At 70.5% G+C, this 13,784-nt stretch carries 9 protein-coding genes; 5 read left to right on the forward strand and 4 right to left on the reverse strand.

What is annotated here, in order from left to right; genetic code table 11:
* Nucleotides 1-266: 266 nt before the first annotated feature.
* Nucleotides 267-4,112 (forward strand): NACHT domain-containing protein, encoded by a 3,846-nt coding sequence (locus E8A74_RS27915; protein WP_170229425.1) that lies wholly within the window; start codon nt 267-269, stop codon nt 4,110-4,112.
* A 3-nt stretch (nt 4,113-4,115) separates the two neighbouring features.
* Here the strand turns inward: E8A74_RS27915 and E8A74_RS27920 are convergent, their stop codons facing one another.
* The 3 genes from E8A74_RS27920 to E8A74_RS27930 are packed head-to-tail and all read right to left on the reverse strand — an operon-like array spanning nt 4,116 to nt 7,980.
* On the reverse strand, nt 4,116-5,318 hold the full coding sequence (locus E8A74_RS27920; protein WP_136932132.1) for a Bcr/CflA family multidrug efflux MFS transporter: 1,203 nt from the start codon (nt 5,316-5,318) through the stop codon (nt 4,116-4,118).
* Nucleotides 5,319-7,010: an RluA/RlmK domain-containing protein gene (locus E8A74_RS27925; protein WP_136932133.1), complete on the reverse strand. Its 1,692-nt coding sequence runs from the start codon at nt 7,008-7,010 to the stop codon at nt 5,319-5,321.
* Nucleotides 7,011-7,014: 4 nt separating this feature from the next.
* The gene (locus E8A74_RS27930; RefSeq protein WP_170229426.1) at nt 7,015-7,980 is read right to left on the reverse strand and encodes a LolA family protein; all 966 of its coding nucleotides are present in this window, start codon (nt 7,978-7,980) and stop codon (nt 7,015-7,017) included.
* Between the two features lie 532 nt (nt 7,981-8,512).
* Here E8A74_RS27930 and E8A74_RS52775 point away from each other — a divergent pair.
* Both E8A74_RS52775 and E8A74_RS27935 read left to right on the forward strand, forming a co-directional pair.
* Nucleotides 8,513-9,154: a hypothetical protein gene (locus E8A74_RS52775; RefSeq protein WP_170229420.1), complete on the forward strand. Its 642-nt coding sequence runs from the start codon at nt 8,513-8,515 to the stop codon at nt 9,152-9,154.
* 96 nt (nt 9,155-9,250) lie between these two features.
* Nucleotides 9,251-9,673 (forward strand): hypothetical protein, encoded by a 423-nt coding sequence (locus E8A74_RS27935; protein WP_136932135.1) that lies wholly within the window; start codon nt 9,251-9,253, stop codon nt 9,671-9,673.
* Nucleotides 9,674-9,691: 18 nt separating this feature from the next.
* On the opposite strand, the gene E8A74_RS27940 is transcribed toward E8A74_RS27935, so the two are convergent.
* Complete coding sequence (locus tag E8A74_RS27940; RefSeq protein WP_136932136.1) at nt 9,692-10,282, reverse strand: PDZ domain-containing protein; 591 nt, start codon at nt 10,280-10,282, stop codon at nt 9,692-9,694.
* A gap of 392 nt (nt 10,283-10,674) precedes the next feature.
* On the opposite strand from E8A74_RS27940, the gene E8A74_RS27945 reads away from it, so the two are divergent.
* Both E8A74_RS27945 and E8A74_RS27950 read left to right on the forward strand, forming a co-directional pair.
* Complete coding sequence (locus tag E8A74_RS27945; RefSeq protein WP_136932137.1) at nt 10,675-13,068, forward strand: eCIS core domain-containing protein; 2,394 nt, start codon at nt 10,675-10,677, stop codon at nt 13,066-13,068.
* Nucleotides 13,069-13,080: 12 nt separating this feature from the next.
* A complete protein-coding gene (locus E8A74_RS27950; protein WP_136932138.1) occupies nt 13,081-13,776 on the forward strand; it encodes a hypothetical protein in 696 nt (231 codons plus the stop codon).
* The last annotated feature ends 8 nt before the right edge of the window (nt 13,777-13,784 follow it).

Consider the following 13,784-nt stretch of genomic DNA (forward strand, 5'->3'; position numbering starts at 1 on the left):
GACACGGAAACAACCTCGTGGAGAGTACTGATGAACCATGTTCCAGGTCAAACCCGTACCCGGAAAAACCCGCCTCCGCAATCCGTTTCTGATGCGGGGCGCATTTGTCCCGGACCCTCCGACAAACTCCCACATCACCCGCTGCCCCGCCGTGCGCCCGCTGCCCGCCCGGAACCCCTCGCGCCTCCCACCCCGGCAGCGCTCTCCCGCCCGCCACGCGCGGGGCCTTCATGCCGCGCCCCACTTCCGCTAAACTCGCCGCCACGGTGTCCTCTCCGCTCCTCGTCCTCCACCTCTCGGACCTGCATTTCGGCCCGCATGGTCGCTTCGGGGGCCAGGACGGCGAGCGGCTCGCTTCGCGCTTCGCCGCGGCGATCGACGCCGCGCGGCAAGAACAGGGCATTCGGCAGGGCGTGGGGCTCGTCGTGGTCACGGGCGACATCGCCGAGGCCGCGCGCAAGAACGAATACGAGGCCGCGCTCGGGTTCTTCGGGCACCTCGACGCGGCGCTCGGCGTCCCGCGGGATCGCTTCGTGTTCGTCCCCGGAAATCACGACGTCTCCTGGGCCGAGACACGCAAGGTGCAGATCGAGCAGGACGACGAGGGCTTCGACGAGGCCGAGCTCGAGCGCCGCCTCGACCTCGTGCGCCTCGCGCGCTTCGAGGCGTTCGTCGCGGCGTTCCACGGCCGCCCGCGCGAAGGGCTCCCGAACGTGACCTCGATCGGTCACGGCGCCGTCGTGCACCATTTCGCCCTGCCGGACGGCGGGATCGCCGTGGCCGCCTTGAACTCGTGCGAGCGCGAGTCCCACGCCCGCCAGGGCGGCTCGTTCGGAGAGGCGCAGGCCCAGCGCTTGCTCGATCACCTGCGCGGGTTGCCTCCGTCGTGGATGTCGATCCTCGCCGTGCACCACAACCCGATCACGCCCGTGCCCGAGGCCGTGGCGAGCTGGGTGGAATGGCTGCGGGGCCACCCCGGGCCGCTCAAGCCCGAGACGATCGAGCATTTCGCCGCCGACGCGGCCGGCTTCGAAGGCAAGGAGCGCCTGCGCGCCGTGACCGAGGACGCGCGCGTCTCGGTGGTGCTGCACGGGCATCACCACGGCGCCGATGCCCACGCGTTCCCCTTCCGGCGCGGAGAAAAGGGGCACACGCTGGTGCTCTCGTCCGGGAGCTGGGGGCTCTCGCCCGAGAAGCTGCCCGAGAGCCAGCCCGCCATGGTGCACCTCCTGGAGCTCGATCCGGCGCGGCGGCAAGCGCGGTCGATCCTGCGGATCTACGCGCCCCGCGCCCGCGCCGAGGGGCAGGTCGAGCCGGGGACGTTCGCGGTGGATCCGGCGAGCCCGCGCGGCGCCACGCTCGATCTGTACGTGCCGAAAGGGTTTGGCGAAGAAAAACAGGCCGCGGCTGCGTTCGAGGGGGCCGAGGTCGCGGCGTTCGTCGAAGCCTATCGACGGCGGTTCGGGGCGCGCTACGTGCGCTGGGACCTCGGCGGCGTGGGCGTGACGCAGCCGAGCGGGGGCGGGCCGCCCGTGGAGGCGCGGCTCGACGAGATGTTCGTGCCGCCGCGGCTCGGGACGAATACGGATCCGGGGCGGCTCGACGACGGCGCGCCGCTCGATCCGTTCGCGCTCGTCACGCGGGCGGCGCCGCTCGTGATTCGTGGGCCGGCCGGCTGCGGAAAGACCACGATCCTGCGCCATTGGTTTCGCAAGCTGCTCGCCGAGGGCGGCAAGGCCTGTGTCCCGTTCCTGATCGAGCTGCGCGAGCTCGGGCGCGCGTGGGAGCGGGCCACGCCGAGCGAGCGGACGCTCGAAGCCTACCTCGCGGCGCGCCTCGCCGAGGTGCGGGGGCAAGACGAACGAAAGACGCTCGCGGCGCTCTTCGACGCGCCCACGGGGCCGCGGCCGATTCTGCTCGTCGACGGCTGGGACGAGCTCGGGGATCTCGGCAATGAGGTGCGCGAGAAGTTGATGGGGCTGCTCCATACGTCGCCGCGGGTCCTCGCGGTCGTGACGAGCCGGCCTTATGGCGAGAGCCGGCCTTCGAGCGCCGAGGGGTTCGACGTGCTCGACGTGCAGCCGCTCTCGGACGAGGAAATCGCGGCGTTCGCGGCGCGGTTCCACCGGCGCGTGCACGGCGAGGACGAGGCGGCGGCCCGCGCGGCGAGCGAGCGCTTTTCAGGGGCCGTCGCGGCGAGCGCCGAGGCCCAGGCGCTCGCGCGGACGGCGCTCCTGCTCGTGATGATGCTCTTCGTGCACCGGTCGAGGCCGCTGCCGGACAAACGGCACGAGCTCTACCGTGTGTGCCTCGACAACCTGCTTTCGGCGCGGCCGCGGGCGAAGGAGGTGGAGGGGGCGCGGGCGCCTTCGGCCATGTTCCGGCCCGACGACGCGGCGGAGCGGATGCGCGCGGTCGCCGAGCTCGCGCACGGGATGCAGCAGAACGGATTCCAGGCGCAGGGCCTCCGCGCGATCGTGCTCACGGAGGAGGCGCTTTGCGACCTCTTGCCGCGGCGGTTCACGCGTGAGGAGCGCCGCGGGTTTCTCGCGTGGCTCGTCTCGGCGGCGGGCGTGCTCGTGGATCGGGCGGACGGGACGTTCTCCTTTGCGCACCTGAGCTTCCAGGAATACCTCGCAGCCCATCATTGGGCCGCGGTGCTGGAGGGGCACCGCGCGCGGCTCGAGCTTTGTCAGACGTATCTGCGGGAGCTCGCGTTTTGGGAGACGCTGCGGCTCTGGGCGGCCATCGTGGAGGACCGGAACCCGGAGCACCTTTCGGCCCTGCTCGCGGACCTGATGGGCGGGAGGGCAGCCGACGGGTTCTGGCTCGCGGGGGTCATGTTCGCCGACGGGCTCGGCAAGGAGCAATTCGAGGCGTGGTGCGCGCTTTTGCCCGAGCGGTTCCACGTGCACGAGCAGGTGCGCGCGTCCGCGGCGGCGCGGGCCTGGGCGACGAGCCAGCAGGAGGAGCGGCGGCAGCGGCTCGCGGCGGCGTGGCCCGAGATCGCGTCGCGGACGCGCTGGCTTCCCGGGGTGATCGCGGCGCGCTGGTGGCAGGAGGCGCGGCTCGGGCGGGAGGAGGCGGAGCCGCCGGCGATGTCGCGGCTCCTGTTGGCGGCGGGGGAGGGGCAAGGCGTGGCGCGCGGCCGGGCGCTCGGTGGTTCGAGCCCGGTTTGGCCGGGCGATCCTCCGGAGCTCTCCTTGCTGCATTTGTGGCCCGGTCCGCGCGGGCCCGCGGCGGCGCGGCTGCAAACGTTGATTTCGCTCGGGGGCCGGCGTGAGCACCTCGGGCGGGCGGCGCGGCGGGTGCTCGTGCCGGAGCGGGAGGAGCGGGATCTGGCGCGGCAAATGGCGCGGTCGCTCGCGCGGTTGTGGGCGCGGGAGGCGGCGCACGACGACTGGGTGCGGACGTGGGCGCTCGATCTGGCGCGGGACTGGGCAATGGATCTGTCGCGCTCGTGGGCGCGGGAATGGGCGCGGGATCACGCGCTCGATCTGGCGCGGGAATGGGCGCGTTATCTGGCGCGGTACTGGACGCGGGATCTGGCGCGGGACTGGGCGTTTGATCTCTCGCGCTACTGGGCCCGGGACTGGGAGAAGGATTGGGTGTTCGACATGGCCGTGGTATGGGCGGACGAGCTCGCCTTGCCGGAGGAGCCGTGGACGCTCGATTTCGTGGCCGTGGAGCTCGCGGGCACCGGCCGGGCCGGGACGCGCGCGGTGCTCGCCTTCTCGGAGCCGAAGGATCCCCTCATGCGGCTCTTCCACGAGGCTTGTCGTCTTTCGTTGCGCCCGCGCGCGGCGTCGGAACCGTTTCGCCGCGTGCTCGCCGAGACGCCCGAAGGCATCGATCCGCTCTGGCCCGCGCTCGCGCGGCACGTGGCGCGCCTCTCCACGCCCGAGGACGAGAGGCTTTTGTGCGACCTCGCCGAGCACCCGGAGAGCCGCGGAAAGCCGCTCTCCTGGGGCCTGCGGTATTACGTGCGGGGGGACCTCGTGCTCGATGACGGGACGGAGGTGCGGCTCGACGAGCTCTGCGACGAGGCGGGGATCGCGCGTCTGCCGTGGCTCACGGCCATGCCGGACGAGCTGGAGGTCGAGTTCGATTGAAGGTCATGGCCGCGCGACGCGGCCCGCGAGGAAGCAGGCCACGCCGCAGGCGGCCATGACGCCCGCCATCGGGCGCATCGAGCCGTCGTTCAAGAGGCCCACGAGGGACGACGCGAAGGCCGCGATCCCGAATTGAATCGAGCCGAGCACGGCGGAGGCGATCCCCGCGCGGCTGCCTTGCTCCTCCATCGCGAGCGCGGTCGCATTCGGCCCGATGTAGCCGAGGCACGACATGTACCCAAAGAGGGACACGGCCACCGCGGGCAAACCGCCGGCGCCGGTCAGCGCGATGGCGACCAGGACCGCGCCCATCACCGCCAAGAGGACCGTCCCGCGCGCGAGCAAGTGCCCCGGCGTGGACCGCGCGAGGAGCCGGTGGTTCACCTGGGACGAGGCGATGAATCCGAGCGCGTTCGCCCCGAAAAACCAGCCGTAGCGCTGGGGCGAGACGTGGAAGAGGTCGATCAGGACGAAGGGCGAGCCCGAGATGTACGCGAACATGCCCGCCTGCGAGAAGGCGCCCGTGAGCGTGTGCGCGACGAACGCGCGGTGGCCGAGGAGCGCGCGGACGTTGCGGGCGAGGGTGCCGAGCTCGATCGTGATCCGCGTGGTCGAGGTCTCGGGCAGGGCCGTGGCCATGAGCGCAAGGCAGGCGGCGCCGAGGACGGTGAGGACGGCGAAAATGGTCCTCCAGCCCGCGAGGGCCAGCGTGAAGCCGCCGAGCAGCGGCGCCAGGATCGGCGCCGCGCCCATGACCAGGATGAGCATCGAGAGCAGCCGGGCCGCCGCCGGGCCGACATAAAGATCCCGGACGACGGCGCGCATGACCACGGGCCCGGCGGCGCCGCCGAGCGCTTGGAGGAATCGGAGCGCGATGAGCGTCTCGACATTCGGTGCGATCGCGCATCCGGCGGACGCGAGGACGTAGAGCGTGAGGCCGAAGTAGAGCGGGCGCTTGCGGCCGAAGCGGTCCGTGACGGGGCCATAGGCGAGCTGGCCGATCCCGAGGCCCGCGAAATACGCCGCGAGCGTGAGCTGCGTCATCGACGCGGTGGTGCCGAGATCGCGCTCGATCGAGGGCAAGCTCGGCAGGTACATGTCGATCGTGAGCGGACCGAGCGCCGCGAGCGCGCCGAGGATGAGCGCGAGCAAGCCGGGCCGATCACGATACGGGAGGCGAGCGTCGGAGGTGAGGGGGATCGTCATTCAACCCTTTTCGAGCGTCACGAGCACCGTCTTCAAATGGGCCTCCCCGCCCGGCTCCGGCGGGAAGTCCTCCGGCTCCGGCCACTCTTTCACCTGCGCCGCGCCCCGCCCCGCGTCGCGCGCGGCGTCCTGCAAGACGCGCTTGAACTTGGCGCGCGCGATCCCCTTGTGATTCGTGCACGCGAGCAGGCGGCCGCCCGGCGAAAGGACACGGAGCACGCTCGCCGCGAGCTTCTTGTAATCACTCTCCGCGGAGAAACGCGTCTGCTTCGTGGTGGCGAAGCTCGGCGGGTCGAGGATCACGAGGTCGAACGGACCCTCCTTCTGCGCGCTCTTCTCCAGCCATTTGATCGCGTCCGCCTCGACGAGCACGTGCGCCGCCGGCTCCACGCCGAGCCGGTCGAGGTTCCGCCGCGCCCATTCGAGCGCCCCGCGCGAGACGTCGACGCTCACCGTCCGCCGCGCGCCGCCCGCGGCCGCCGCGACCGTGAAGGGGCACGTGTAAGCAAAGAGGTTTGCGATGGACAACCCAGGGGCCATTTCCCGCACGCGGCGACGGTTTTCCCTTTGGTCGAGGAAGATCCCCGTGGACAAACCGTCGCCGAGCCGCACCTCGTAGGGCAAGCCGAGCTCGTGGACGATCATCGGGTCGGGCGCGGGCGCGCCGCGGACCGGGTCTTTGGGGGCGAACTGCGCCTCCCGGGCGTCGACGATGCGGCTCGCGTGTTTCGGGCGGATCTTGAGGTAGATGCCTGTCGCGCCGAGCCGGAAGGCCGCGTCGAGGATCCGCTCCCGCGCGGCCTCCGCGTCCTCGTCGTAAAGCGAGACGACGAGGAAATCCCCATATCGATCCACGGTGACGCCGGGCAACCCGTCGCCCGCGGCATTCACCAGCCGGAACGCGTCCGTGCCCGGGAGGCGCGCGATGCCCGCGCGGCGCTCGGCGGCCTCGCGCAAGCGGCGCTCGATGGCGTCCACGTCGGAGAGCCCTTCTTTGCCGGCCAGGTAATCGGAAAAGAAGGCCGGCACGGGCGCGCGGAGCGTGAGCGGGCGGCCGTCCCGCGGGTGGTCGAGGACGAGCTCTTCGAGGTGCAAGGCGAGCCGAGGGGCCGAATCCCCGCCGCGGGCGACGTCGCCGACGAGCGGCGCTTGTTCGGCGCCGAGCTGGGCCGGCAGATCCACGGGACAACCCAGCTCGGGCGTGAGCGCGAGGAGGGTGCGATCGCCGCGCCGGTCGAGGACACGGAAGTGCACGGTGGAGTCCTGGCCCGCCCGCGCCGAGGGCGGCAGGACACGATGGCCGCCCTCGCCCGGCGCGAGGCGATGGCGCAAGACGCCCTTGTCCGGCCCCTTGCCGCGGCCGAGCATGCCCGGCGTGCCGCGGACGAGCGCGACATAGGTGCGGCGCGCGCGGCGGCGCTCGATTTGCTCGGCGATGGAGCGGTTCGCCTCCTTCCGGCGCGTGAAGACGAGCACGCCCGAGGCGTCCCGTTCGAGGCGCTGGTGGACGCCGAGATAGAGGGGCGCGCCCGGCTGGGTCGCCTCGTAATAGGCCGTGAGGCGGCGATGGACGTCGTCGCTGCGCTCGGGCGCGTGTGTCGGGACGAACGCGGGCTTGTCGACGGCGACGAGGTCGGGGTCCTCGTGGATCAGACGGCCCGGCGGGGAGAGCGGCCAGAGGTCGAGCGGCACGGCTTCAATTCTGGGTCACGTTGGTGCCCGGCGGAGGGGTGAAGGTGAACTCGGCGGGGTCGATCGCGTCCGGCTGGGTCGAGCCCTCGAAATCGAAGCGGTTCCGGTTGCCCTGGGCGTCGACGAGCATGACGCGGCGGATCACGCCGGGATCCTTCTTCTCCAGGAACGCCTTGTCGACATAAAAATACACGGAGTCGTAATGGGGCGTCGCTTGCCGTGGTTTTCCGAGGAGGACGGGGCCGCCCTCGAACTTGGATTTGTCGTGGAACGCGAACGTGAACGAGGGCCCGAGCCCCTTGCCCATGAGGAAGGCGAGGGCGCCGGGGTACTCGGTCTTGTCCACGGACTGCACGAACATCTGGTTGTCGTCGCCGATGTAGACCTTGAGCGTCGTGCCATCGGAGACGATACGATTCTTGCTCGGCGCGTCGTACCGGAAGGAGATCTTGTTCGGGCGCTCGAAATAGAAGACGCCGGTCGATTTCTTCGTCGTGCCGGCGACCTTCTGCGTGTGCTCCTGCTTGAACTTCGCGAAAAAGGTCTTCTTGTCGAGGAAGACCTGGTCGATCGCCACGGCCACGGCGTCGGCCGAGCCAGGCGCAGGCGCCGCCGTGGGCGCGGGCGCGGCGGCGGAGGCGCTCGCGGGCGGGGCGGCAGCGGAAGCGGTGGCCATCGGGGGCGCGGCGGCGGAGGCGGTCGCGGTCGCAGTCGCGCGCGGAGAGGCGGAAGCGGACGCGGAAGCGGGCGCGGCGGCGGAAGCGGGCGCGGCGGCGGAAGCGGAAGCGGAAGCGGACGCGGGCGCGGGCTCCGCGGTGGGGGCGGGGGCGGCAGCGCTCGGGGCGGGGGTGTGGGGGGCAGCGCCCCCCACGTTGGACGAGGCCGGGAGCGTGCTCGGGGCCGGGTCGTCCTGGCAGGCGGCGAGGGCGAGGAGCAAGGCGGAGGTGGCGAGGAGCGGGCGCTTCGGCATGTCGATCGTCTCGGCTTGTAGCAAAGGACAGGAGGGGCGTCGTCGGGATCTTTCGGCGACGCGGCCCCGGAGGAACGGCGTGGGGGGCCCGGAGGTTACATGCGAGCCGAGGAGACCATTCCGCAGGGCGAGATCGCGTAGGATCGCCGCGATGGAGCAGCTCTTCGACCTTTCCTGGTGGCTCCGCATGCACGGGCGGGTGCTCTTCGCGGGCGCCGCCTTGGGGATGTACTGGGTCTCGCTGGCCCACAGCCGGCACATCGACGCGGAGGTGTTCGCCTCCGTGGTCCGGAAGCTCATCGAGGCCGGCAACGTGCCACGCGCCCTCAAGCTCACTTTCGCGCGAACGCGTGTTCCAGAACCTCGCGCCGTTCTTCGAGCAAATCGCCCGGGACGGCGGGAAAGCCGTCGAGGCACAAGAACAAGCGACGGGCACGTGAGCCGTTTTCCTTCGCTCGGGCGTCCTTGGGTTTGGCGCGTAATCACGCGTATCGGCCCGGCAGATGGCCCCGATTCACGAGGAGAATGGAAAATGATGGTGAAGAGGCAGCTCGCTCTGGTGCTCGTGTCCACAATGGCCCTGCTCGGCGTCGCTTGTGGGGGAGGCGAAATACCGCAGGCCGACACGCCGCCGCCGCCGCCGCCGGCCGAGACCACGCCGCCGCCGGCCGAGACCACGCCGCCGCCCGCGCCGACGGCCGCAGCGCCCGCCCCGGAGGCAGCCCCGGCCCCCGCGCCCGAGCCCGCGCCCGCCCCGAAGCCCGGCAAGGAGCGAATCGTCGGGCAGTGGCAGTTCGATCTTTCGGGGGAGCCGCGCGCGGCCGCCGAGGCCGAGGCCAAGAAGAAGGCCGGCAAGGACGAGAAGAAATACGCCGCGCTGATCAAGGAGACCGAAGACGCCGCCGCCGGTGAGTGGATCGAGTTCACCGCCGATTCGATGTACGTCTCGCACATCACCGAGAAGGGCAAGGACAAGGTCATCCTCAAGGTGAAATACGAGGTCGCGAAGGACGAAAACGGGGCGATTGTCATGAAGCCCTCGGGCAAGGACGAGATCTCGAAGAAGGAGATGCCCAAGGACCTCGAAATCGCCGTTACTTTCAAGGATGACAAAACGATCGAGTTGAAGGACCCCAAGAAAAAGATGACGCTCGTCTTCAAGCGGAAGTCCTGATCCTGCTTTGGGCGCGCGTGCGCCTTGCGGGATGCTCCATATCCCTGCATGATCGTGCCTCCGGAAAACGGAAAACCCCCGCCCGACGGAGGGACCATGACTCCCGAGACACACATCGCAGGCGAGCACTGGATCGAGCGCGAAGAGCGCGATCTTTTCGTCTATCGTTTCCCCCACGGAACGGCGACCGGCGCGCACGTCGAAGAGCTGAGCAAGCTCGAACGGCCCCTCTGGGACGAAGGCGCGCCGCACGTCTACAACCTGGTCGTGCTCGGCGAGGAGCTTGCCATCTCGCCGGGCGCGATCACCGAGACGGCGAAGCTCTTCCGCACGTCGCCCCCGCGCACCGCAGCGTACGTGGCGCGCCGGTTCTTCCACCGCACGTCGATGGAGTTCCTCACGCGCATGATCCGTGCGTTCGGGGTGAACATGCACGGCAAGGTCTTCGACAACGAGGTGAGCGCGCGCGCGTGGCTCGCCGAGCGGCGGCGGGTGCGCAACCGCAAGAGCGTGATGTAGAGCGTTCGGGCGGGGGCGTTACTTCGCGTCGGGATCGTCGCCGGCCGGTTCGCGGCTCTCGATGACGATCGTGCCACGTTTCCCGGGGGCCTTGCGCGGCGGCGGGGAAGGGCTCGTGAGCGACGCCAGGAGCTCGGGCGCGGGGGCGCCGGCGATGGGTAGCACGATCTCCTTGGTCTCGGCGCCGCGCTCGTAGGTGACGCGGAGCTCGGGCGCCGTCGCGAGCGAGGTCCACGCGTCCCAAAGCTGCTCGGGGGTCTCGACGGTCTTGCCATTGACGCGCGTGACGACGTCGTCGGGGCGGACGTCGAGCCCGGTCCACTCCTCCGGGATGGCCACGAGGCGCCAGCCGACGAACTTGCCCTCCCGGAAGACCTCCTCGGGCCAGACGCGGCGGAGCAGCCACGGCAGGCCCATCGGCAGGACGGTCTTCAAGGCGTCCCGTTCGAGCTTGTCCGGGGCCTTCGCCGGGCCCGTCGAGGCGCCTTGCGCGGCCGCGCTCGCCGGGGCCTTGGGCGCGGCCGGCGGAGGGGACGTCTCGCTCCCCGCGCCACAACCGTGCAGGGCCAGGGAGAGCAGGCCGAAGAGGTACGCGTCGCGCGGGAGCATACCGGGACTATGGGAGAGCGGCGCCCCGCTTGCCAACTATCTAGAGCATCGAACCGTTCGATGCTCTGCGAGACCCCGGGGCGGGCTCGCCTCGGGGGGGAAAATGGCCGGGCTTCCCCGCTCGCGTGGTGAGCAGCCCGCCAAGAGGTCGCAACGTGCGATGCCGGAGCGGCGGTGTCGTGCAGGTCATTGCGCCTCCTGCGCCCGCTCCTCGAGCGGCGCCCCCTGGTTCGATTTTTGTTTCGGTCGCGTGAATCGACTTGACAGGGAAGCAATGTTTCCTTGTGCTATCGATTGAGATCTCCACGCATGGGAACCCCTGGCGTGCAATCACGACTCAAGAATGTGGCTGCGGTGGAAGCCTGGATGAATTGAGGAGAGGAGGCACGTTCATGGTCATGTTCGAGCGCGCACGGCGCCCTTCCGACCCCCGGCTCGCGGCGCCCAAGCCGGCGCGACGGCCGCCCCTCGTCGCCCCGAACGTGAACGCGCGGATCCCTGACGGGCTCTCCGGGGCTCGACGCGGCTCCGAAGAATCGGCGCACGCCGCGCCGGGCGATACGCTGCCGGCCGCGACGTGGCGACGGTCCCTCCTCGAGGTGCCTCTGTACCCACGGCATGCGGTGCCGCTCCAGCGCAAGTCCACCATCGATTCTCCGGGGGACGCTCACGAGCGGGAAGCCGACGCGGCAGCCGACGCGGTCCTGCGGATGGCCGAATCGACGCCGAGCGGCGCCGCGCTCGCGCTCTCGCCGCGAGCATCGGAGCGCGACGCCGGAGGAGCGCTCGACGTGGGCGCGGCCTTGCGTGGCGCCGAGCGCGGCGGAGAGCCCCTGCCGCGCGAGCTGCGGTCCTACTTCGAGCCGCGTTTCGGGTTCGACTTCGGGCGCGTCCGGGTTCATGCCGATCGCGAGGCCGCGCACGCCGCGCGTGCGGTGCAGGCGCGGGCATACACCCTGGGGCACGATATCGTGTTCGGAGCGGGTGCATACGCGCCCGCCCAGGTCGAGGGGAGGCGCCTGGTCGCGCACGAGCTCGCGCACGTCGTGCAGCAGAGCAGAGGCACTGGGAGGGCGCAGCGCGCGGTCGTGCAGCGCAAGCCGGACCCCGCGGCCGAGACGAGCAGCGGCCCCACGCCGAGCAGCCTGTGGGAGGTGAAGACGCCCGAACGCGGCAACCTGCTGCTCCGTTTGGTTGCCGATGAGCCGACGAAGCTCTCCGGCGGGAGACCGAACACCGTCGGCAATCTCGCGAGCGGCACGGTCGTGGAGGTCGTCGCGAAGAAGAACGACCTCGGCTGGTACCAGGTCACGGGGGAGGTCGATATCGGCGACGGGATACGTCAGCGACGCACGGGCTTCGTGCACCGGAGGTATCTATTTCCGGTGTCGTCCAGAGGTGGCCCGGTGGCCGAGGCGGTGCCTACGCATTCCACCGCGGAGGGACCCAAGGCAGCGCAGGCGACGCCGGAGGACAACGCCGCCGCGCTCGCCGAGATCCAGGCCCTGCTCGCCCATTCGAATCAAACCTTCCAGGGCACGGAGATGAGCGTCGGCGAGGCAGAGCGCCTCGTCACGGCGATCACGAAGACACAGGCGACCCTGTCGGCCTATGGTCCGCGCCTCCTCGCGTTGCGGCTGCTGGGCCAGATCGTGAGCGGCGGCGGCAGCGTCTCCGTCACCACGCTGGCGGCATGGATACGCGATTACAAGTCGATCACCGTGATGCGGCCCGACGGTTATCTGGCGCGGGTGATCGACGGCGCGGCGCTCCAGCGCTTCGGCGACGTGGAGTTCAACGACGGACGGCTCACGGCGGGGTATCTGGACGTCGGCGCCTTCTATTACAGCGATCAAGGCGTCCTTTACCAGATGGACGAGATGCTCCAGCGCACCGGCTCGCCCGTCGGCGAGCTCGGCCTCGATCACGACCTGCCGAACAAGGTGCTCGATGGGGTCGCCGACGCCGGGGTGGCCATGGCGTCGGGCCTTTACAAGCTGCTTCGGCACCCGATCCAGAGCATCGAGGACCTGAAGCATCTCCCTTCGGCCGTGGTCTTCTTGATCATGAGCGCGCCCATCTACTGGGATCGCTTCAAGGCCATGCCTCTCGGCGACCAGGTGCGCGAGGTGTCGCGGATCGTCACCACGCTCGTGACCCTGTACGGCAGCGCCGCGGGGACGACGACGCGGCTCTCCGCGGCGACGGCGGATATCGGGTCGATCTCGATCAAGGCCCTCACGCTCGGCGAGAATGGGACGCTCGCCGTGTCGACGGTCTCCGTGCCCGTCGGGGCGATGGCGACCGCGATGAGCGGCGGCCCGGGCGGCGTCTTCATCCTGCACATGGCCAATCAATCGGGGAGCGGCGGCGGATCGAAGCCGCTCTCCCCGGAGGCGGCCAAGGAGCCCCCCGGCAAGCAGCCCGCGCCGCGTCCATCGGCCGGCCCGCTCAAGCCGAGCCGGATCTCGGTGGACCAAGCCATCCGGGCCGGAAACGTCAAGCCGGGAGGACTTTTGGAGCGAATCCTCCGGGGCATCGAGGCCGAGTTCGCCAAGGCAGCGCCGAAGACCGCCGACGGAGCCGCGGATCTCGCCACGAGGGTCACGGACAGGCTCAGCACCCGCGAGAAGCCGGTGAGGCTCGGAAATTTGGTGAAATGGGTTCCCGAGGAGGGGGGCTACCAGCTCTGGCGAAACAACGGCGGCGTGACGACGAGGTACTATTCATCGGGCATGATCATGGTACTCAAGGACGAGATCCCGATTTTCTGCCTGATTCCTTGAGGACGAGGTTCCGTGGAAGAGCCTGAAACGATCGAGCGCAAAGAGACGCACCTCGGGCGGCTCGTGGCATCCGCCGCGTCGATCCCCGACTCGGGGTACTGCTCGTCGATGAGCGCCGTGGGCGCAGGAACGACGGCCGATCCGCTGCGAATCGCGTTGCTCGTACGTACGGTGGACTGGGCCGACGAGGAGACGACCCCGGAGACGTCGCGGAGCAACACGGCGCGCGTGCACGCGGCGCTGGAGGGCGCGCTCGCCACCTCCACGGCCCCGGAAGCGCTCCGGGCGGCGCAGGCGGTGGCCGCGTCCACGCAGGATTTCTTCTCCGGATGCGCCGCCGTCGTGGCGGGTAGGCAGGTGCGGATCGCTGCCATCGGGTACGTCCGCGCGTGGAGGCTGCGCGGCGGCCGTTACGACGTCCTGATCGAGCCGAACATCCGGCCCGCGAACCCGAGCCCCGGAGCGAGCGTCGGCATGCTGGCTTCGCTCGGGAGTATCGAATCGCTCGACCAGGCGCGGCTGGCCGAGGTCGTCCTCGAGCCTTCCGACCTGGTGCTGATCACGATGGGCGGGGAGCTCGAGGAGATGCCGGAGGCACGGCCGTCGGAAGCGATCACGCCGGAGGTGCTCCTCGGCCGTACCCGGCCGATCGGGATGTCGCCTGCGATCCTGGTCGTCGTGGGCGGCGATCCGGACGCTTCGTCCTGAGCCGCATC

The organism is Polyangium fumosum (assembly GCF_005144585.1).
Taxonomy (GTDB): Bacteria; Myxococcota_A; Polyangia; order Polyangiales; family Polyangiaceae; genus Polyangium; species Polyangium fumosum.